Raw genomic sequence first — 18,095 nt, 5'->3', positions numbered from 1 at the left:
TCCGGGACGTGCCCGTGCGACCGGACCGGAAACACCCGCCCGAACGCGGCTCAGACAGGGATCACGCACACCGGCGACGGCACCGGCAGCGGCGTCCCCACCGGCTCGGGAACGCCGTCCGCGCCGATCCGGAACGTCGCGATCGAGTGGCTGTGCTCGTTGGCCACATGCATCCATGGGCCGTCGACATGCAGGTCACGGGGCCAGGCGCCGCCGGACGGGACGTCCGCGACCGGCCGGAGCGCCGCGCCGCCGTCCAGCACCCGGTGCGCGGTCACCACGGCCGTCCCGCGCGTGGAGGTGTAGGCATACCGGCCGCCGTCACCGAGCTTGAGCGCCGCGCACAGCGCCCGGGCGTCCGCCGGACCCGCCGTCGCGGGCGACTCCGCCACGACCTCCAGGCGCGCGTACCCGTCCAGCGGCCGCAGCACCAGCAGGGACGCGGACAGTTCCGCCACCACATGGACGTGCCCACCGGGATGGACGACCAGATGCCGCGGCCCGGACCCCGGCGGCAGCGGCGTCTCACCGACGAGCCTCAAAGCGCCGTCCTCGATCCGGAAGGACCGGATCAGGTCCGCCCCTAAGTCGGTCGTCAGGATCGTCCCGTCCGGGGTGTTCGCGCTCGCGTGCGCGTGCGGGCCCTCCTGCCGGTCGGCCACCGGGCCGCTCCCGTGCCCCTCCGCCACGTCCGGCTCACCCTCGAACGCGCCGTCCGGGCCCAGCCGAACGGCCCTGACCGTCCCGGACCCGTAGTCGGCGACGATCAGCCGCCCGCCATCGGGCGTCACCGACAGATGGCACGGCAACGCCCCCGCCGTCCGCGCCCCGATCTCCCGGAGCCGCCCGCCGGACGCGTCGAACGCGACGACGCCGCCCTCGTCCTCCTCACGCACCGCGTAAAGGACGTCCAGCCCCGGATGCACCACCAGATACGACGGGCTCACCGCCTCAGCGACGAGCTCCGGCCCCTCCAGGACGCCGTCCCCGCCCCGCGTCACCCGGTAGACCCCAGCCCCGCCCCCGGCGTCGCCGGTGTATGTGCCGACCCAGAACGCTTGCTCGCTCATTCACGCAACCCTAGCCCGCCCGAACGGCCGGTCCGCTGCGGAGGATGGGCCGGTGCTCGTCCCCGGGACAAGAACTCCGCGCACGTGATGCTGGTCCGGGCAGGTTTCGTCCCGGCCGGTGCTGAGGGCATAAGACCTGGGAGTCCGCCGGGCTCCCAGGCCGCCTGAGCCGGAAATCCCCGCGAACCCCATGAAGGGAAGGACTCCCCTTACCTTCAGGGAGGGGAGGATTCATGCGCGGTCGACCTATGATCGCCGGTTGGGACGGGGCGGCGCCGCGGGGGACGTCGGCGCGCCTCGCCCGCCGAGGAGATGAGAGAGGTTATGGCAGATATCACCGAGTCGCCCGAGTGGTCCGCGCTGGCCGAGCACCAGGCGGCGCTTGCCGGGCGGCACCTGCGCGAGCTCTTCGCCGACGATCCGGGGCGCGTCGGCCGCATGACCGTGACGGCGGGGGACCTCCACCTGGACTACTCCAAGCACCGCGCCACCGCCGAGACGGTGCGGCTGCTGGTCGCGCTCGCCGAGCGGGCCGGGCTGCGCCGCCGGATCGAGGCGATGTTCTCCGGCGAGCGCATCAACGTCAGCGAGGACCGCGCCGTCCTGCACACGGCGTTGCGGCTCCCGCCCGGCGAGGCCCTCACGGTGGACGGGCAGGACGTCGCGGCCGACGTGCACGCCGTCCTGGACAAGATGGCCGACTTCGCGGGACGCGTCCGCTCCGGGGAATGGACGGGCTTCACCGGCAGGCCCATCACCACCGTCGTCAACATCGGGATCGGCGGCTCCGACCTCGGGCCCGCCATGGCCTACGAGGCCCTCCACGACTTCGCCGACGCCGGTGTCTCCTGCCGGTTCGTCTCCAACATCGACCCGGCCGACATCGTCGGGAAGCTCGCGGGCCTCGACCCCGAGCAGACGCTGTTCGTCGTCGCGTCCAAGACGTTCGGGACGCTGGAGACCCTCACCAATGCCAAGGTCGCCCGGCGGTGGCTCGTCGACGCGCTCGGCGACGACAAGGCCGTGTCCCGGCACTTCGCCGCCGTGTCGACCAACGCCGGCCGGGTCGCCGAGTTCGGCATCGACACCGCCAACATGTTCGGCTTCTGGGACTGGGTCGGCGGCCGGTACTCCTTCGACGGCGCCATCGGCCTCGCGCTGATGATCGCGATCGGCGGGGAGGCGTTCCGGGAGATGCTCGCCGGGTTCCGCGAGATCGACGAGCACTTCCGCGGCGCGCCGTTCGAGGCGAACATGCCCGTCCTGATGGGGCTGCTCGGCGTCTGGTACACCGACTTCTTCGGCGCGCAGACCCGGGCCGTCCTGCCCTACAGCCAGCGCCTCGGCCGGTTCCCCGCCTACCTGCAGCAGCTCACGATGGAGTCGAACGGCAAGTCGGTGCGGGCGGACGGCGCGCCCGTCGTCGCGCAGACCGGCGAGATCTTCTGGGGCGAGCCCGGCACCAACGGCCAGCACGCCTTCTACCAGCTCCTGCACCAGGGCACCCGGCTCGTCCCCGCCGACTTCATCGGCTTCGCCGAGCCGTTCGAGGATCGCGAGGGAATGCACGACCTGCTCACCGCCAACATGCTCGCGCAGACGTCGGCGCTCGCGTTCGGCAAGACCGCCGAGGAGATCGCCGCCGAGGGGACGCCGGCCGCGGTCGTCCCGCACAAGGTCATGCCCGGCAACCGGCCGACGAGCACGATCCTGGCGCCGAAGCTCACCCCGAAGACGCTCGGCTCGCTCGTCGCCCTCTACGAGCACATCGTGTTCGTCGAGGGGACGGTCTGGGGCATCGACTCCTTCGACCAGTGGGGCGTCGAGCTCGGCAAGGTCATGGCGATGGACCTCGCGCCCGCGCTGACCTCGGAGGGGCCTCCGGAGGACGCGCCGGACGCGTCCACGGCCTCCCTCGTCCGGACGTACCGCGCGCTGCGGGGCCGCAGGGTCTAGCCCTGGGCCTCCATGACGGCGCGGAACTCCTCGAAGGAGATGAACCCGTCGAGGTTGCTGTCGGCCTTCTCGAACCTGTCCTGCGTCTCCGAGCGCGTCCAGGACAGGCCGAGGTCCTCCAGGACGAGGGTGAACTCCATCAGGTCGAGTCTCTGGTCGCCGCCGAGGTCCGCGCGCGTGAACAGGGTGTGCAGGTCGTCCCCGGCCGGTGTGGTCGTCATCTCGCTCCTCGTCGCGGTCCGCCCGCCCGAATCATCCCACAGGGCGGGCGCCGGACGGCCCGTCCCCGGTCAGCTCGGGGACGCGGTGCCGGTACCGCTCCAGCAGCGCGACGTTCAGCTCGTCGCTGCCGGGGACGTTCGCGCTCGTCCAGCGGAGCAGGTCCGCGCCGCGCGCCGCCGCGAGATCGTCGAGGGCGGCCAGGACGCGCGACCACGCGTACGCGGCGAGGATCGTGGAGGCCGCCGCCGTGCGCGGCGCCCCCGCCGGGTGCAGGACGTCGCCGGGCGGGACGCACGTGTCCAGCACGATCGAGGCGTGGTCGGCCAGCGTCGTCGCCGCCCGCGCCGCCGCGCCCTCCGACGCCCGCGCCGAGGTCACCGCGATGACCGGCACGCCCCGGGCGGCGCACTCCTCGGCGATCTCGACCGGATAGGGGTTGCGGCCGCTGGTGGAGAACACCACCGCCACGTCGGGCGGGGCGGGCGCGACCTCCTCGACCACGGCGCGCCCGACCCCGTCCTGCCGCTCGGCTCGGGTGCTCAGCACGGCGTCGTCGAGGGGGAACACCCGCGGGTCCCAGATCGGGCGGACGGCGGCTAGCCCGCCCGCCCGGTAGAACGTCTCCAGCACCATCGCCAGCGAATGCCCCGCCCCGGCGACGTGCACGATCCCGTCCGCCTCGACCGACTTCAGCAGCAGCCCGGCCGCCTCGCCGATCGCCTCACCGGAGGCCGCGTCGAGGTCGTCCAGCAAGGTTCGCACCCGGTCGGGGAGCTGCGGCCTGGTGAGTTCACGCATCAGGGAGGGCCTCCTTGAGGGTGCGGGTCAGGTCGTCCTGGCCGGACGCGGCGCGGAGCCGGTCGGCCAGGCCGCCGGACAGGGCGCGGGCCAGGCCGGACAGCGTCCCGACGTGCGCGTCCGGGTCGGGCGTGCAGAACGCGAGCAGCAGGTCCACCGGGTCGTTGTCGGGGTGGCCGAACTCGACCGGCGCCGCCAGCCTGGTGACGCCGACGCCGACGGCGAGCCCGCCCTCCTCCGGACGTGCGTGGACGAGCGCGAGCCCCTTCGTCAGCACGATGTACGGGCCGTTCTCCTCGACCACCCGGACGCAGGCGTCCGGGTACCCCTCGCCGGCCGCGCCCGCGTCGACCAGCGCGGCGGCCGCCTTCCGGACGGCCTCCCGCCAGTCGCCGGCGGCGACCTCGTCGGTCGCGGTGACCAAAGGCCGTTGCCGGGGGGTTTGGGGGGTCGCCCCCTCAGAGTGAGGCGTCATGAAAGCCAGCCCTGGGCGGTCAGGTGCTCGCGGAGCTGCGCTTCCAGGCCTTCCTTGTCGAGGAAGTCGCTGATCGTGATGACGACCGGCGCGAGGTCGGCGATCTCGCTGGTGTGCATGCCCTGCCCGATCACCACGTCGGGCGTCATCCCGCGCGCCGTGGACACGTCGGTGTTCTCCACCCGGGCGTCCACGCCGAGCGAGCGGAGCGCGTCCTCGGCGGTCATCTTGAGCATGAGGCTGGAGCCCATGCCGACCCCGCAGACCGCGAGGATCTCCAGTTGCCGGTCGATTGCCATGTCGTCCTTCTCCCCTGTGATGGTGGTGGCTCCCCGGTGATGGTGGTGATCAGGCCTTCGCGGGGGCCTTGTCCCCGGGCGCCGGGTCCGCCGCCGCGGCGCGGCGCTTCTCGGCGCGGCCGAGGATCAGCAGCGTCGCGACCGTCGCGGCGAGCGCGACGGCGGGCACGGCCCAGACCGAGGCGTCGCCGACGACCGGGTCGACCGCCTTCAGCAGCCACGCGATCGCGTACCAGTCCGGGTCGGCGAGGGTGGCCAGCTCCGGCGCGGTCTTCTCGAACAGGTCCCAGGTGACGGCCTGCCCGACGGCGAGGATCAGGCCGGTGATCACGCCGCCGAGGACGGCGCCGCGCCAGCCCGCCACCACGTTGCCGAACAGCCCGGCCGCGCCGCCCACGAAGAACAGCATGATCATGGGCGGGGCGAGGGTGAACCAGCCGGCCCCGGCGAACACGCCCAGGCAGATCAGGAACACGCCCGTGGACGCGACGAACCCGACCATGACGGCGGTCGGCGCGACGGGGAACACGGTCGGCGCGTCCAGCGCGGGACGGGTCCCCGGGATGACCTTGTCGCTGAACCCCTTGAACGCCGGGACGATCTCGCCGAGGAACATCCGCACGCCGAACAGCAGGATCGCGATGCCGCCCGCGAACCGCAGGCCGACCAGCAGCGCCCACACCCATGGGGACAGTTTGGGGTCCATCTCCGTCGCGGCCTTCGACACCACGCCGTCGTCGGCGAGCGCGACCCCGATCAGCATGATCACGGAGATGATCAGCGCGGTGCTGACGTTGACGTCCTTGAAGAACGACAGCTGGCGCGGCAGCTTCAGCTTCTCGGTGTCGTGCTTCTCCCGGCTGCCGAGCGGCCGCGCGGCGTAGCCGGTGATCAGGCAGGCGAGCGAGCTGGTGTGCGCGAACCCGAACCGGTCGTCCGGCATGACGCGGCGCATCAGCGGCCGCATCCACAGCGGCTGGACGGTCCAGTACGCGGCGACGAACCCGGCCCCGCACAGCACCAGCGTGAGCTGGTCGGCGCCCGGCGCGATCGTCACCAGCGACGCGACCGTCACCGTGCTGACCCAGAACATCAGGTGCCCGGTCAGGTACAGGTACCTGGCCGCCGGGAAGAGCCGCACGATCAGCACGTGGACGAGGAACGCGACCGTGATGACCAGCGCGATCGTCCCGCCCTGGTCGCCGAGGAAGTCGGTGAGGGTCTTGTCGGCCTTCGGCGGCGTGGTGCCCATCGCGCTGGCGAGGACGTTCTGGAAGCTGGTCAGCCCGCCGGTGAACACCTCGACGCCGATGAACAGGATGACCACGCCGATCGTGGCGCGCAGCGCGCCGGCGAAGACGTCCTCGAACCGCTTGCGCTGCAGGATCAGCCCGATGAGCGTGATCAGCCCGATGAGGATGGGCACCTGGCCGAACACGTTGTCGGCCAGGAAGGTGAGGATGTCCTTGATGACGTCCATGGTGAAGTCGCCTCACTTCTCGGGGGTGGGGTGGTGCGCTGTCGCCCCCGTCAGCGCGGTTGGACGGCCGCGGATCCCGGGCGGCGCGCCCGGGGGCCGGTCAGTGGCTCGGTGTGGCTCGGTCGGTCAGTGGTTCGGTGGTCTCAGGTCCAGCTCCAGGCGGTACCGGTCGCCGCGGTACACCGACCGGACGTACTCGAGCGGCCGCCCGTCCATGTCCTTGGTGATCCGCTCGAACAGGAACGCCGGCGTGTGCACCGGGACGCCCAGCTCGGCGGCCTCCTCGGCGGTGGTGACGGTCGGCTGGATCGTCTCGGTGCCCGAGGCGATCGCGATGCCGCCGCCGCGCAGCAGGTCGTAGAACGACTGCCCCTCCAGGTCCTGCCGGCGCAGGCCGGGCAGCAGCGCCCGCGGCAGGTAGAGCGTCTCGATGGCCATGGCGGCGTCGTCCGCCAGCCGCAGCCGCCGAATGGTAAATACCTCTTCGATGGGTGACAGGGCCAGCCGCCTGCCGATCCGCGCCCCCGCGGCTTCCGTGCGGAACGACAGGACCCGGCCGCCGGGCTTCATCCCGCGCCTGATCATGTCCTCGGTGAAGGACGTCATGGTCAGCGACACGGCGATCCGGGGCTCGGCCACGTAGGTGCCGCTCCCGTGCCGCCGGTCGAGCAGGCCCTCGGCGACCAGGCCGTCGATGGCCTGCCGCAGCGTGGGCCGCGACACGCCGAGTTCGGCGGCCAGCCGGCGCTCGGACGGCAGGGCGTCCCCGACGTCCAGGCCGTCCAGCATCGCGAGCAGCTCGCGGCGCACGGCCTGCCGTTTCGTGCTCCCGGACCGGGACTCGCCGGTGGATGTCACGCCGCTCACCCCCTTCGATGCTGTTCCTGTCGTGGCACACGGTATGTCCCGATATGGCGATTGGTCAATACCACTTTGGCGATGTTTGCCGTGGTCGTGGCGCGGAGGGCCGTCCTACCGTCGCGGAATGAGGAATCTCGCACGCGGCGCCCTGGCGCTGACGCTTCCGCTGGTCCTGCCCGCGGCCCTGTGCGCGGCCCCCGCCCAGGCGGCCCCGCCGTCGTCCCCGCCGTCCGGCCCGCCGGGCGCCCGGGAGGGGTGGCGGCTGGTGGCGGACGAGCCGTTCAACCGGCGCCTGGACGACCGCAGGGCCCCCTGGAAACCGGACGGCGACGGCCCGTCCAGCCCCTACGACGTCGACATGTACGACAACGACGGCGCCTACTTCGACACCGTGGGCGGCCCGGCGTTCCGGCAGCAGCTCCCGAAGATGAGCACCTACCGCAAGTCGTTCGCGTTCGGGACGCGCGGCTGGCTCACCGCCGAGCTCGCCGCGCGCGACGCCGACGGGGACGGCCGCCCGGACGCGCCGCCGACGCTCACCTCCCGCGGGGGAGTCGCGCACCTGGACGAGCCGGCCCACCAGGCGGGCGTCGTCATCCGCTCCACCCGCGACCTGCCCGCCGAGTACCGGGTCGAGATGACGCTGCGCGGGCTCGACTTCGGCGGGCAGCGCGGCGGGTCGTGGGACTACCCGGACGGCCGGATCAACGGCTACTCCCCGGACGGCTGCAAGACCAACTTCCCCTGGGCGTCCGGCGGGGACTTCGCCAGGCCGGAGTGCGAGTGGGCGAACGTCCGCACCGACTCCAACGGCTTCTACTACATGTCGATCATGGACTACCGGCAGGTGGCGCCGCACAACAACGTGTTCGTCCACGGCCACCGCAAGGTCGCCATGGACGGCTACAACCGCTACAAGTACGCCGGTTCCGGCCTGCTGAACTGCAACCCCGTCACCAAGCAGTACGAGCCGTACTCCGCCGGGACGGGCAACGGCGTCAACGCGATCTTCATGACCGACGACCGCCGCTACGCGACGATGCCGGGCACCGAGTACCTGATGCAGAGCGAGTGCGGGTTCAGGAAGGGCGGCGCGATCGTCTCGACCGTCGACCTGAAGCCCGAACTGCTGCCCGAGCAGCCCTACAGGTTCGCGGTCGAGCGGCGCGACGGCGCTTATACGATGGAGATGTCCGGGGTGTTCGCGCACGTGGGCCGGGCGACGTTCCGGTACACGCGGTCGTTCGTCCAGGACGGCGAGCCCATCTGGCACTACAACCAGCGCCCGGACGAGTACGACGGCCGGTTCGACGCCGACTGGACGTGGCAGGGGCCGGGCGGCACGCTCACCGACCGCGGCACCTGGCCCGCCGGGTCCGCGTACCCGGACCGGTTCATGATCGGCGACCCGCACATGAATTTCTACGAGGGGTCGGCGAAGGTGGACGATATTCGCCTCTACGTCCCGGACTAATTGTCAGTGGCGTCGGCTAGGTTCCGTGGGAACGTGCCAGGCCTTCGCTCTGGGGGGACCCGTGATTCGGCGGACGACGTGATTCGGCAGGCGACGTGATCCCGCGCACGACCGCACCGGGCGCAACGGGCGGGCCGGCCGCGCGGACAGTGCAGACCGGGCAGACCGCGCGGGCCGTGCAGGGCGTGCCGCCGGCGCCGTCCCTCGCCGACCCCTGCGCCGAGCGGGAGCCGGCGGGGGAGCGGCTGCACGGCGGCGGGCCGGCCGCGCCCCCGGCGCTGGACGTGTTCCTGTCCGGCCGGGTCTTCATGGACATGATCTTCACCGGGCTGCCGGGGCTGCCGCCGCCCGGCACCGAGATCGTCACCGACGGGCTCGGCTCCGCGCCCGGCGGCGTCGCGAACATCGCCGTCGCGATGAGCCGGCTCGGCCTGCGGGTCGGGCTGGCCGCGGAGTTCGGCGACGACATGTTCGGCGCCTACCTGTGGCGGACGCTCGCCGAGCAGGAGGGCGTCGACCTCGGCCTGTCCCGGCTCGTGCCGGGCTGGCCGACGCCGGTGACGGTGTCGATGGCCTACGACTCCGACCGCAGCATGGTGACGTACTCGCGTCCCGTCCCGGGCCCGCTGGACGGCCCGCCCGGCATGCCGCCGCCGGCAGCGCGGGCCTGCTTCGTCGACGTCGACCAGCCGCTGCCGCCCTGGGCCGCCGCGATGCGCGAGCGCGGCACGCTCGTCTTCGGCGACCTCGGCTGGGACCAGACCGGCGCCTGGCCCGCCGAGGTCCTCGACCGCCTTGACCACGTGGACGTGTTCCTCCCGAACGCCGCCGAGGCCATGGCCTACACGCGCACGGCAACCCCGTCCGACGCCGCCGAGGCCCTGGCCGAGCGGGTGCCGGTGGTCGTCGTCAAGCGCGGCGGCGACGGCGCCATCGCCGTCGACTCGGCGGCGGGGGAGCGGGCCGAGGTCCCCGCGCTGCCGGTCGAGGCGCTCGACCCGACCGGCGCGGGCGACGTGTTCGCCGCCGGGTTCGTGTTCGCGACACTCGCCGGGCTCCCGCTCGCCGAGCGGCTCCGGTTCGCCAACCTGTGCGCCGGGCTGTCGGTGCGGCACCACAGCGGCTCGCTCGGCTCGCCCTGCTGGGGCGAGATCGCCGTGTTCGGCGAGTCCGGCGAGGTGCCCGACGCCGTGCTGGCCGACTACGCGTTCGTGATCCCGTTCATCCCGGACGCGGCCGACGAGACGGCCGAGACCGTCGTCCGCGCCGAGCCCACCCTCCGCAAGGAGCAGCGGTAGGTGTCAGGCGGTGGCGAGGCCGGTGCGGTACTCCTGCGGGCTGACGCCGTGCTCCCGCTTGAACGCGGTGCTCAGCGCGAACGCGTTGCCGTAGCCGACCTGCCGCGCCACCGACTCCAGCGTCGCGTCGCTCTCCCGCAGCAGGTCGGCGGCCTGCGCGAGGCGGACGCCGGTCAGGTACGACATCGGCGGCTCGCCGATCAGCTTCGCGAACCGCTGCGCGAGCGCCGCGCGGGACACGCCGACCTGGGACGCCAGGTCGGCGACCGTCCACGGGTGCGACAGGTCGTCGTGCAGGAGCCGCAGCGCCGGGCCCACCACCGCGTCGCCGTGCGCGCGGTACCAGCCGGGCTTCTCGGCGTCCGGGCGGGAGAACCAGGCGCGGAGCGTCGCGATGAGCAGCAGGTCGAGCAGCCGGTCGAGGACGACGTCCTGGCCGGGCTCGTCCTTGCCGATCTCCTCGCCGAGCACGTCGACGAGCGGCGACTTCCACGTGTCGCCGCGCACGATCGCGATCGGCGGCAGCGCCGACAGCAGCCGCTGCGTGACCGCGCCGCGCATCTGGTACGCGCCGATCAGCATGACCGCCGACCCGTCCGGGTCGTTGCCCCAGGCGCGGACGCCGAGGTCCATCTCCTCGGACATGCTCGCCGTCCCGTCCGGGGTGGTGCAGCGCTGCCCGGGGTGGATGATGATCTGCGGCTTCGTCGCCGGCTCGTCGCTGACCGTGTACGGGTCGGGGCCCCGGAAGATCACCATGTCGCCGGGCGAGACACGCTGGGACTCGCCGTGATCCGGGATCACCCACGCGTCGTCGCGCACCATGGACATCAGCGTGATCGGCGCCTCGTCCTGGATCCGGACGGACCAGGGCGGGTTCAGCGACGCGCGGAGCATGAACGCCCCCCGCGCCCGCGGGCCGTCGAGGAGGTCGGTGAGCGCGTCCATGGGACCAGCGTAGACGCTCGCGTATGCGGCCGAGCTTCTCAACGATGGTGGCCGGGACCGGCCGACTGTTGACTCAAAGGCATGACGAACAACACGCGGAACATCATCGAGAACGGCCTCACCCTCGTCCTCGGCGGGACCGGCAAGACCGGCCGCCGCGTCGTCGAGCGGCTGGAGGCGCTGGACGTCCCGGTCCGCATGGGCTCGCGGTCGGCGTCCCCGGCCTTCGACTGGACGGACGAGTCCACCTGGGCGCCCGTCCTGCGGGACGTCGAGAAGGTCTACCTGTCGTACTACCCGGACCTGGCCGCGCCCGGCGCGGTCGACGCCGTCCGCTCGTTCACGGCCGCCGCGGTCGGCGCGGGCGTCCGGCACATCGTCCTCCTGTCGGGACGCGGCGAGGACGAGGCGCGGGAATCCGAGCGGATCGTCCAGGAGTCCGGCCTCGCGTGGACGGTCGTGCGGGCGAGCTGGTTCGCGCAGAACTTCAGTGAGGACTACCTGCTCGACCCGATCCGCGAAGGCGAGGTCGTCCTGCCGGCGGGCGACGTCCCGGAGCCGTTCGTGGACGCCGACGACATCGCCGACGTCGCCGTCGCGGCCCTCACCCGCGCCGGGCACGCCGGCGAGGTCTACGAGGTGACCGGCCCCCGCGCCCTCACCTTCGCCGAGGCCGTCGCCGAGATCGGCCGCGCCGCCGGACGCGACGTCGCGTTCGTCTCCGTCCCCGTGGCGGACTACGCGGCCGCGCTCAAGCAGCAGGGCCTTCCCGACGACCTCATCGGATTCCTCACGTACCTGTTCGGCACCATCCTGGACGGACGCAACGCGCGGCCGGCCGACGGGGTCCGGCGGGCGCTCGGCCGCGAGCCGAACGACTTCGCCGACTTCGCCCGGAACACCGCGGCCAGCGGCATCTGGTCCAGCTGACTTCCAGCCAGCAGAGAAGAAATGGAGCACGACGATGCAATCCGCACTCGCCGCGGTCGCGGTGACCCTCTCGATCATCATGGTCGCGGGCATGGCCGGGACGTTCTTCGGCTTCTCCACCAGCGTGATGCCGGGCCTGGACGCCGCGCGGCCCGCCTCGGCGATCGACGCCTTCAAGGGCATGGACCAGAAGATCCAGAACCCGCTGTTCATTTCCATGTTCACGCTGGTCCCGGTGGCGGCGGTCGCGGCGGGGGTGCTGCTGCTGACGCTCGACGAGAACTCGGCGGCCGTCCTGTTCTTCGTCGCGGCGGGCGTGTACTTCGTGGGCGCGCTCGTCCCGACCATCGCGGTCAACATCCCGATGAACAAGGCTCTGGAGGCGGTGACGATCCCGCAGGACGCGTCCGAGGCGGCGAAGATCTGGTCGGCCCACTCCGGCCGCTGGACGACCTGGAACACCGTCCGCACCGTGTTCAGCTGGGCGAGCCTCCTCGCGATGAGCCTCGGCGTCTACCACTGGGGCCAGAACAACTGACACCGGACACCGGACACCTCAAGGAAACGCGGCCCGCGCTCCACCCGGAGCGGGGCCGCGTTCTCGTTCCGCCCGTCCCGGCTAGGGAACGAGCAGGCCCCAGTAGACCGCCCACGGGACGAACACGACGCCCGCCGTGACCAGCAGCCCAAGCCGGACGCGCTCGCCCGCCGGGACGGTCGCGGCGTCCCGGCGCCATGCCACCACCGTTGCGATCCCGGCGGCGACGGCCGCGACGGCGAGCGCCTGGAGCGCCAGCCACGGAAGCGGCCTGCCCGCCAGGACGGGCCCCGGGTCCGGCGTCCGTCCGGCGGCCATGAGGTAGAAGATGTAGAAGAGGAGGCCGACCGCCGAGCTCAGCCCCGCTCCGGCGAGCAGCCGCGCCCACCGGCTCACCGGACGCACCGCCCGCCCGCGGAGCCGCCGCACCAGCGCCACCAGCGGATACGCCGTGAACGCGACGATGAACAGCGCGAACACCGCGAGCTGCGTCTGCCACGACGCCCACCACGGCGACGGCGAGATCTCCACGCTCGCGTAGTCCTGCTTCAACGGCGTCGCGGCGTCGGCGACCGGCGGCCGTCCGCTGGTCACGTCGTTGACCCAGGTGCCGACGAGGTCGGCGTATCCGGGGGCCAGCGCCTCGCCGCGCGTGAGGCCGCCGTCGGGGGTGGTGTGCGCGGCGTGGTCGGCGTCGGCGAAGAAGCGGAACGTGTAGTGGGTGTTCCCGCCGCGGCGGAGTGCCTGCGCGAACAGCGGCGGGTTGTCCTCGGGCGGGGTCTGGAGGTCGCGTCCGCCCCACACGCCGAGCAGCGGCTGCCGGACCCGTTCCAGGACGACCTGCGCGTCGAAGAACGCCTCGGCGAACAGGCCCGCGTCCGCGCCGAGCCGCGCGAAGTTGCGCTTGCCGTGGTCGATCAGCGAGCCGGAGACGCCCGCCCGGCGCAGCGCGGACGTCTCGTTCCAGACCTGCTGCCGCATCGGCGTCATGGCGTTGCCGCCGACGACGATCACGAACGCGACGTCCGCCGACCGGGACGCGGCGAGCGGCGCCACCCAGCCGCCCTCGCTGAGCCCCCACAGCCCGACCTTCGCCGGATCGACGCCGGGACGGGCGCGCAGCGCACCCACCGCCCCGAGCGCGTCGTCCGCCAGCTCGGAGTAGGAGCGGCGGAAGTTCGAGTAGCCCGCGGACCTCTTGTCGTAGATCAGGACGGCGACGCCCCGGCGCGCGAACTCCGTCGCCTCCGTCAGCAGGTGCTCGCGCGGCACGCCCGCGCCGGACCCGGTGACGAGCACCACGCCCGGCACCGGCCGGGCGGCTTTGGCCGGCGCCAGCACCGTGCCGTGGAGTGTGAGGCCGCCGAACCCCTTGAAGCTCACATCGGCGGAGGTCAGCCCCGGCGGCGCCGGAATCGGGCCGGACGCCGAAGCCGAGCCGGACGCCGAGACCGGGCCGGACGCCGAGACCGGGACGCTGCCCAGCAAAGCGCTGACGACGAATGCCAGCACGACCGTGATCGCTCTCTTCATGCCGAGCACGGTAGACCGCAGAGAAACCTCTGCAAAGAGTTCTCTGCAAAGATACCTCTGTAGTACTAGACTGCTCCTCATGAAGGACGATGCGGAGCCCGTCATCCTGGACGACCCGGGACGGATCAGGACGCTGAGCCATCCGCTGCGCCGCCGGATCCTGCACCGGCTGCGCGCGCACGGCCCGGCGACGTCCACCACGATCGGCGAGGTGCTCGGCGCCAACACCGGCACGACCAGCTACCACCTGCGGCAGCTGGAGAAGTACGGGTTCATCGAGGAGATCCCGGAGCGGTCCGCCGGGCGGGAGCGGTGGTGGCGGCCCGCCGAGACCCCGCGCGACCTGCGGCTGCCCGCCCCGGAGACCGTTGCCCCGGAGGACCGGGCCGTCCTCGACGAGCTGATCCGCGTCGGCCACGCCGAGGACATGGAGCTGTTCCGCCGCCTGCCCGCCGAGTACGAGCGCGACCGCGCCTGGGCGCTGCTGTCGCGCGGCTTCGCGCACATGACCGAGGAGGGCCTCGCCGAGTTCTTCGAGGCCTACATCCGGCTCCTGCACGAGCACGGCCACCGCCGCGAGGACGCGCCGCCTGGCGCCCGCCCGGTGCACGTCCGGCTCTTCACGCTTCCCGCCGACGAGGACTGAGCCCGCCCGCGACCGCCTACGATCTTTGGATGAGCAGTGTCCACGCCATCAGCGACTTGCACGTCGGGTTCGCCGAGAACCGCGAGTTCGTCGAGGGGCTGCGGCCCGCGTCCGGCGACGACTGGCTGATCGTGGCCGGCGACGTCGCCGAAACCGTCTCCGACGTCGAATGGACGCTCAGAACGCTGCGCGAACGCTACGCCACCGTCATCTGGACGCCCGGCAACCACGAACTCTGGACCGTCAAGAACGACCCGGTGCGGCTGCGCGGCGAGGCCCGCTACGGCGCGCTCGTCGACATGTGCCGGAGCATCGGCGTGCTGACCCCCGAGGACCCGTACCCCGTGTGGGACGGCGAGGACGGCCCCGTCACGATCGCGCCGCTGTTCCTCCTGTACGACTACACGTTCCGGCCGGAGGGGACGTCCACCAAGGAAGAGGCCCTGAAGGTCGCGCAGGAGGCGGGCGTCGTCTGCACCGACGAGGTCTACCTGCACCCCGACCCGCACCCCACGCGCGACGCCTGGTGCGACGCGCGGATCGCCTACACCGAGAAGCGCCTGTCGGCCCTCGAACCCGGGACGCGGACGGTGCTGGTCAACCACTGGCCGCTCGTCCGCGAACCCACCCGCGTCCTGTGGTACCCGGAGTTCGCGCAGTGGTGCGGCACCGTGCGGACCGCCGACTGGCACACCCGGTTCGGCGCCGTGTCGGTCGTGTACGGGCACCTCCACATCCCCCGGACGATCTGGACCGGCGACATCCCGCACATCGAGGTGTCGGTCGGCTACCCCCGCGAATGGCGCAAGCGGGAGGGCGGTGCGCCGCGCGGCCCCCGCCGCATCCTGCCCGTGCCGGAGACCACCTGATCGGGCGCGTCCTCGCCCTGACGCTCAGGACGGCCTAGCCGCCGTGAGCGCCCTTCCCGGGGGCCAGGCCGGCGGCGGCGAGGGCCAGCAGCCGATCGGCCGCCTCCGGGTCGCGCTCGGTGACCATCGCGATCGCGCCCGCGAGCCTCAGCGCGTCGGCGAACTCGGCGTCCGCGGGCACGTCCCCGGCGTCCTGCGCGCGCCGGAACAGCGCCTCGCCCGCGTCGCGCACCGCCCGGCGCGCCCCGGACGGCTCGGGCCGCCCTGGCTGTTCGGGCCGCAGCGACACCGCGGCCGCGGCCGCCATCCCGGGGAACGCCGTGATCCGCACGATGAACGCGCGCAACCAGGTGGTGAGCGCCTCCCCGGGCGCGGGCGAGACGAGGAGCTCCCGCCCCGTCGCGGCCAGCCCGTCGTAGACGTCGGCGAGCAGCGCCTCCAGGAGGTCCTGGCGCGTCGGGAAATGCCGGTAGAGCGTCCCGATGCCGACGCCCGCGAGCCGCGCGACGGCCTCCAGGGAGGCGCCGGCCCCGTCCCGCTCGAACATCTCCCTCGCCGCCGCGAGCAGCCGGGCGCGGTTGCGGCGGACGTCGGCGCGCATCGCCCGCTGCGGGCCGGGTCTCGGAATATCGTCGCTGGTCACCTGAGTCGTGGGTCCTTCCCGGCGGGTCGGCGGGCCCGCGGCGATCCGGGGGATCCGCGGCTTTGGAACGGTCCCCCGATACTAGCCGCGCGACGTCCCCGGCGAGGCGGCGACCTCCGCGCGAGACGGGGGGAGGCCCGCCGCGGCGCCGTCCGCGGCGGGCCCCCGTTCTCGCGGCGAACCGCGTCAGGTCTTGCCGGGGGAGAGCGGCAGGTAGACGCGGCCGCCGGCGGCCTTGAACTCGTCCGCCTTCTCGCGCATCCCGGCGGAGAGCGCCTCCTCCTCGGCCAGGCCGTGCTCGTCGGCGTACCGGCGGACGTCCCGGGTGATCTTCATGGAGCAGAAGTGCGGCCCGCACATAGAGCAGAAGTGCGCCGTCTTCGCCGGGGCGGCCGGGAGCGTGGCGTCGTGGAACGCGCGGGCGGTGTCCGGGTCGAGGGACAGGTTGAACTGGTCCTCCCACCGGAAGTCGAACCGGGCGTCCGACAGCGCGTCGTCCCACGCCTGCGCGCCCGGATGGCCCTTCGCCAGGTCGGCGGCGTGCGCGGCGATCTTGTAGGCGATGACGCCGGCCTTGACGTCGTCGCGGTCCGGCAGCCCGAGATGCTCCTTCGGCGTGACGTAGCAGAGCATCGCGGTGCCGTGCCAGCCGATCATCGCCGCGCCGATCGCCGAGGTGATGTGGTCGTAGCCGGGCGCGATGTCGGTGGTCAGCGGCCCGAGCGTGTAGAACGGCGCCCCGTCGCACCACTCCTGCTGCAGGTCGACGTTCTCCTTGATCTTGTGCATCGGGACGTGGCCCGGGCCCTCGTTCATCACCTGGTTGCCGTACTCCGCGGCGATCTTCGTCAGCTCGCCCTGGGTGCGCAGCTCGGCGAACTGCGCCTCGTCGTTGGCGTCGGCGATGGAGCCGGGCCGCAGGCCGTCCCCGAGCGACCACGTGACGTCGTACGCGGCGAAGATCTCGCACAGCTCCCTGAACCGCGTGTACAGGAAGTTCTCCTCGTGGTGCGCCAGGCACCACGCCGCCATGATCGACCCGCCGCGGGACACGATCCCGGTCTTGCGCCGCGCCGTCAGCGGCACGTACGACAGCAGCACCCCGGCGTGGACGGTCATGTAGTCCACGCCCTGCTCGGCCTGCTCGATCACCGTGTCGCGGAACACGTCGAAGGTCAGCTCCGCGGGGTCGCCGCCGACCTTCTCCACCGCCTGGTACAGCGGGACGGTCCCGACCGGCACCGGCGAGTTCCGCAGGATCCACTCGCGCGTGGTGTGGATGTCCCGGCCCGTCGACAGGTCCATGATCGTGTCGGCGCCCCAGCGGGTCGCCCACGTCATCTTCTCCACCTCGTCCTCGATGGACGACGCCACCGCCGAGTTCCCGATGTTCGCGTTCACCTTCACCAGGAAGTTCCGCCCGATGACCATCGGCTCGATCTCGGGGTGGTTGACGTTGGCGGGCAGCACGGCGCGGCCGGCGGCCAGCTCGTCCCGGACGAACTCCGGCGCCACGCCTTCGCGCAGCGCCGCGAACTCCATCTCTGGGGTGATCTCCCCGCGCCGCGCGTAGGCGCGCTGCGTCACCGCGCCGCCGGTCGCGCGGCGCGGCCGCCGCGGCAGGAAACCCTCCTGCAGAGGCGGCGGCTGCGGCGGCGCCTTGCGGCCGTCGTCCTCGGGGCGGACGGTCCGGCCCTCGTACGGGGCCGTGTCGCCGCGCCCGGCGATCCACGGCTCCCGCAGCGCGGGCAGCCCCCGGCGGACGTCGGTCTCCTGCGCCGGATCGGTGCACGGCCCGGACGTGTCGTACAGGACGACGGTGTCGCCGCTGGTCAGCGGCACCTCCCGCATCGGGACGCGGATGTCGGGGCGCGAGCCCCGCAGGTAGGTCTTGCGGGCGGCTGGAACCAAAGGTTCGGTCATGACGACTCGATCTCTCCCTACGCCGGCATTACCCGGTCAGGTTCATGCGGTCAGCGGCCGTCTCAGCCGCTATCTCAGCCCGGTTCGCCGGACCCCCGCGATCTGTCGTGCTCGACGCTAACCCGGCCCACC

Annotated in this window: 18 protein-coding genes and 1 riboswitch; of the genes, 7 read left to right on the top strand and 11 right to left on the bottom strand. The window is 72.7% G+C overall.

Annotation, left to right across the window (positions count from 1 at the left end; all coding sequences use genetic code 11):
* Positions 1 to 50: 50 nt before the first annotated feature.
* Positions 51 to 1,070 (bottom strand): lactonase family protein, encoded by a 1,020-nt coding sequence (locus tag ACH35V_RS18320; protein WP_395973728.1) that lies wholly within the window; start codon positions 1,068 to 1,070, stop codon positions 51 to 53.
* 324 nt (positions 1,071 to 1,394) lie between these two features.
* Here ACH35V_RS18320 and pgi point away from each other — a divergent pair, with 324 nt between their 5' ends.
* Positions 1,395 to 3,026 (top strand): glucose-6-phosphate isomerase, encoded by a 1,632-nt coding sequence (gene pgi, locus ACH35V_RS18315; protein ID WP_395973727.1) that lies wholly within the window; start codon positions 1,395 to 1,397, stop codon positions 3,024 to 3,026.
* Here pgi and ACH35V_RS18310 read toward each other — a convergent pair.
* The 6 genes from ACH35V_RS18310 to ACH35V_RS18285 form a co-directional block, all read right to left on the bottom strand.
* Positions 3,023 to 3,247, bottom strand: coding sequence for an EF-hand domain-containing protein (locus ACH35V_RS18310; protein ID WP_395973725.1), 225 nt, complete (start codon positions 3,245 to 3,247; stop codon positions 3,023 to 3,025). The two genes, pgi and ACH35V_RS18310, sit on opposite strands and share 4 nt — an antisense overlap.
* Before the next feature lie 31 nt (positions 3,248 to 3,278).
* Positions 3,279 to 4,046: a sugar isomerase domain-containing protein gene (locus ACH35V_RS18305; protein ID WP_395973723.1), complete on the bottom strand. Its 768-nt coding sequence runs from the start codon at positions 4,044 to 4,046 to the stop codon at positions 3,279 to 3,281.
* Positions 4,039 to 4,470 (bottom strand): PTS sugar transporter subunit IIA, encoded by a 432-nt coding sequence (locus tag ACH35V_RS18300; RefSeq protein WP_395973721.1) that lies wholly within the window; start codon positions 4,468 to 4,470, stop codon positions 4,039 to 4,041. The genes ACH35V_RS18305 and ACH35V_RS18300 overlap by 8 nt, the downstream gene beginning before the upstream one ends.
* 47 nt (positions 4,471 to 4,517) lie before the next feature.
* The gene (locus ACH35V_RS18295; protein WP_395954810.1) at positions 4,518 to 4,820 is read right to left on the bottom strand and encodes a PTS sugar transporter subunit IIB; all 303 of its coding nucleotides are present in this window, start codon (positions 4,818 to 4,820) and stop codon (positions 4,518 to 4,520) included.
* Positions 4,821 to 4,869: 49 nt separating this feature from the next.
* The gene (locus ACH35V_RS18290; RefSeq protein WP_395973719.1) at positions 4,870 to 6,300 is read right to left on the bottom strand and encodes a PTS ascorbate transporter subunit IIC; all 1,431 of its coding nucleotides are present in this window, start codon (positions 6,298 to 6,300) and stop codon (positions 4,870 to 4,872) included.
* A 126-nt stretch (positions 6,301 to 6,426) separates the two neighbouring features.
* On the bottom strand, positions 6,427 to 7,167 hold the full coding sequence (locus ACH35V_RS18285) for a GntR family transcriptional regulator (RefSeq protein WP_395973717.1): 741 nt from the start codon (positions 7,165 to 7,167) through the stop codon (positions 6,427 to 6,429).
* Positions 7,168 to 7,285: 118 nt separating this feature from the next.
* On the opposite strand from ACH35V_RS18285, the gene ACH35V_RS18280 reads away from it, so the two are divergent.
* Positions 7,286 to 8,635, top strand: a complete 1,350-nt coding sequence (locus tag ACH35V_RS18280) for a hypothetical protein (protein ID WP_395973716.1) — start codon at positions 7,286 to 7,288, stop codon at positions 8,633 to 8,635.
* 95 nt (positions 8,636 to 8,730) lie between these two features.
* Entirely contained in the window at positions 8,731 to 9,933 is a 1,203-nt protein-coding gene (locus ACH35V_RS18275; RefSeq protein WP_395973714.1) for a carbohydrate kinase family protein, read from the top strand.
* A gap of 3 nt (positions 9,934 to 9,936) precedes the next feature.
* Here the strand turns inward: ACH35V_RS18275 and ACH35V_RS18270 are convergent, their stop codons facing one another.
* Entirely contained in the window at positions 9,937 to 10,881 is a 945-nt protein-coding gene (locus tag ACH35V_RS18270; protein ID WP_395973712.1) for a cupin domain-containing protein, read from the bottom strand.
* A gap of 81 nt (positions 10,882 to 10,962) precedes the next feature.
* Here ACH35V_RS18270 and ACH35V_RS18265 point away from each other — a divergent pair, with 81 nt between their 5' ends.
* Positions 10,963 to 11,811 (top strand): NAD(P)H-binding protein, encoded by an 849-nt coding sequence (locus tag ACH35V_RS18265; RefSeq protein ID WP_395973711.1) that lies wholly within the window; start codon positions 10,963 to 10,965, stop codon positions 11,809 to 11,811.
* Between the two features lie 34 nt (positions 11,812 to 11,845).
* Positions 11,846 to 12,349, top strand: coding sequence for a DUF1772 domain-containing protein (locus ACH35V_RS18260; RefSeq protein ID WP_395973709.1), 504 nt, complete (start codon positions 11,846 to 11,848; stop codon positions 12,347 to 12,349).
* Positions 12,350 to 12,430: 81 nt separating this feature from the next.
* Here ACH35V_RS18260 and ACH35V_RS18255 read toward each other — a convergent pair whose 3' ends face one another.
* Positions 12,431 to 13,882, bottom strand: a complete 1,452-nt coding sequence (locus ACH35V_RS18255; RefSeq protein ID WP_395973707.1) for an alpha/beta hydrolase family protein — start codon at positions 13,880 to 13,882, stop codon at positions 12,431 to 12,433.
* A 79-nt stretch (positions 13,883 to 13,961) separates the two neighbouring features.
* Here ACH35V_RS18255 and ACH35V_RS18250 point away from each other — a divergent pair, with 79 nt between their 5' ends.
* Together ACH35V_RS18250 and ACH35V_RS18245 are read left to right on the top strand one after the other, a co-directional pair.
* Positions 13,962 to 14,528, top strand: coding sequence for a helix-turn-helix domain-containing protein (locus ACH35V_RS18250; protein ID WP_395973706.1), 567 nt, complete (start codon positions 13,962 to 13,964; stop codon positions 14,526 to 14,528).
* 29 nt (positions 14,529 to 14,557) lie between these two features.
* A complete protein-coding gene (locus tag ACH35V_RS18245; RefSeq protein ID WP_395973704.1) occupies positions 14,558 to 15,397 on the top strand; it encodes a metallophosphoesterase family protein in 840 nt (279 codons plus the stop codon).
* A gap of 34 nt (positions 15,398 to 15,431) precedes the next feature.
* Here ACH35V_RS18245 and ACH35V_RS18240 read toward each other — a convergent pair whose 3' ends face one another.
* Both ACH35V_RS18240 and thiC read right to left on the bottom strand, forming a co-directional pair.
* Complete coding sequence (locus ACH35V_RS18240; protein WP_395973703.1) at positions 15,432 to 16,040, bottom strand: TetR/AcrR family transcriptional regulator; 609 nt, start codon at positions 16,038 to 16,040, stop codon at positions 15,432 to 15,434.
* 186 nt (positions 16,041 to 16,226) lie between these two features.
* Complete coding sequence (thiC, locus tag ACH35V_RS18235) at positions 16,227 to 17,963, bottom strand: phosphomethylpyrimidine synthase ThiC (RefSeq protein ID WP_395973702.1); 1,737 nt, start codon at positions 17,961 to 17,963, stop codon at positions 16,227 to 16,229.
* Positions 17,959 to 18,072, bottom strand: a riboswitch (TPP riboswitch). It overlaps the preceding gene by 5 nt.
* Between the last annotated feature and the right edge of the window lie 23 nt (positions 18,073 to 18,095).

Source organism: Actinomadura sp. 1N219, assembly GCF_044326405.1.
In the GTDB taxonomy this organism is placed as follows: Bacteria; Actinomycetota; Actinomycetes; order Streptosporangiales; family Streptosporangiaceae; genus Spirillospora.
The sequence above is the reverse complement of the archived record's forward strand: the minus strand, read 5'-3'. Positions and strand labels throughout refer to the sequence as shown.

Excerpts from the sequence above, each read along its gene's own strand:
- ACH35V_RS18305 (WP_395973723.1), bottom strand. The coding sequence starts at position 4,046 with ATGCGTGAACTCACCAGGCCGCAGCTCCCCGACCGGGTGCGAACCTTG.
- ACH35V_RS18290 (WP_395973719.1), bottom strand. The coding sequence starts at position 6,300 with ATGGACGTCATCAAGGACATCCTCACCTTCCTGGCCGACAACGTGTTC.
- ACH35V_RS18310 (WP_395973725.1), bottom strand. The coding sequence starts at position 3,247 with ATGACGACCACACCGGCCGGGGACGACCTGCACACCCTGTTCACGCGC.
- ACH35V_RS18260 (WP_395973709.1), top strand. The coding sequence starts at position 11,846 with ATGCAATCCGCACTCGCCGCGGTCGCGGTGACCCTCTCGATCATCATG.
- ACH35V_RS18320 (WP_395973728.1), bottom strand. The coding sequence starts at position 1,070 with ATGAGCGAGCAAGCGTTCTGGGTCGGCACATACACCGGCGACGCCGGG.
- pgi (WP_395973727.1), top strand. The coding sequence starts at position 1,395 with ATGGCAGATATCACCGAGTCGCCCGAGTGGTCCGCGCTGGCCGAGCAC.
- thiC (WP_395973702.1), bottom strand. The coding sequence starts at position 17,963 with ATGACCGAACCTTTGGTTCCAGCCGCCCGCAAGACCTACCTGCGGGGC.
- ACH35V_RS18270 (WP_395973712.1), bottom strand. The coding sequence starts at position 10,881 with ATGGACGCGCTCACCGACCTCCTCGACGGCCCGCGGGCGCGGGGGGCG.
- ACH35V_RS18265 (WP_395973711.1), top strand. The coding sequence starts at position 10,963 with ATGACGAACAACACGCGGAACATCATCGAGAACGGCCTCACCCTCGTC.
- ACH35V_RS18280 (WP_395973716.1), top strand. The coding sequence starts at position 7,286 with ATGAGGAATCTCGCACGCGGCGCCCTGGCGCTGACGCTTCCGCTGGTC.
- ACH35V_RS18295 (WP_395954810.1), bottom strand. The coding sequence starts at position 4,820 with ATGGCAATCGACCGGCAACTGGAGATCCTCGCGGTCTGCGGGGTCGGC.
- ACH35V_RS18245 (WP_395973704.1), top strand. The coding sequence starts at position 14,558 with ATGAGCAGTGTCCACGCCATCAGCGACTTGCACGTCGGGTTCGCCGAG.
- ACH35V_RS18250 (WP_395973706.1), top strand. The coding sequence starts at position 13,962 with ATGAAGGACGATGCGGAGCCCGTCATCCTGGACGACCCGGGACGGATC.
- ACH35V_RS18255 (WP_395973707.1), bottom strand. The coding sequence starts at position 13,882 with ATGAAGAGAGCGATCACGGTCGTGCTGGCATTCGTCGTCAGCGCTTTG.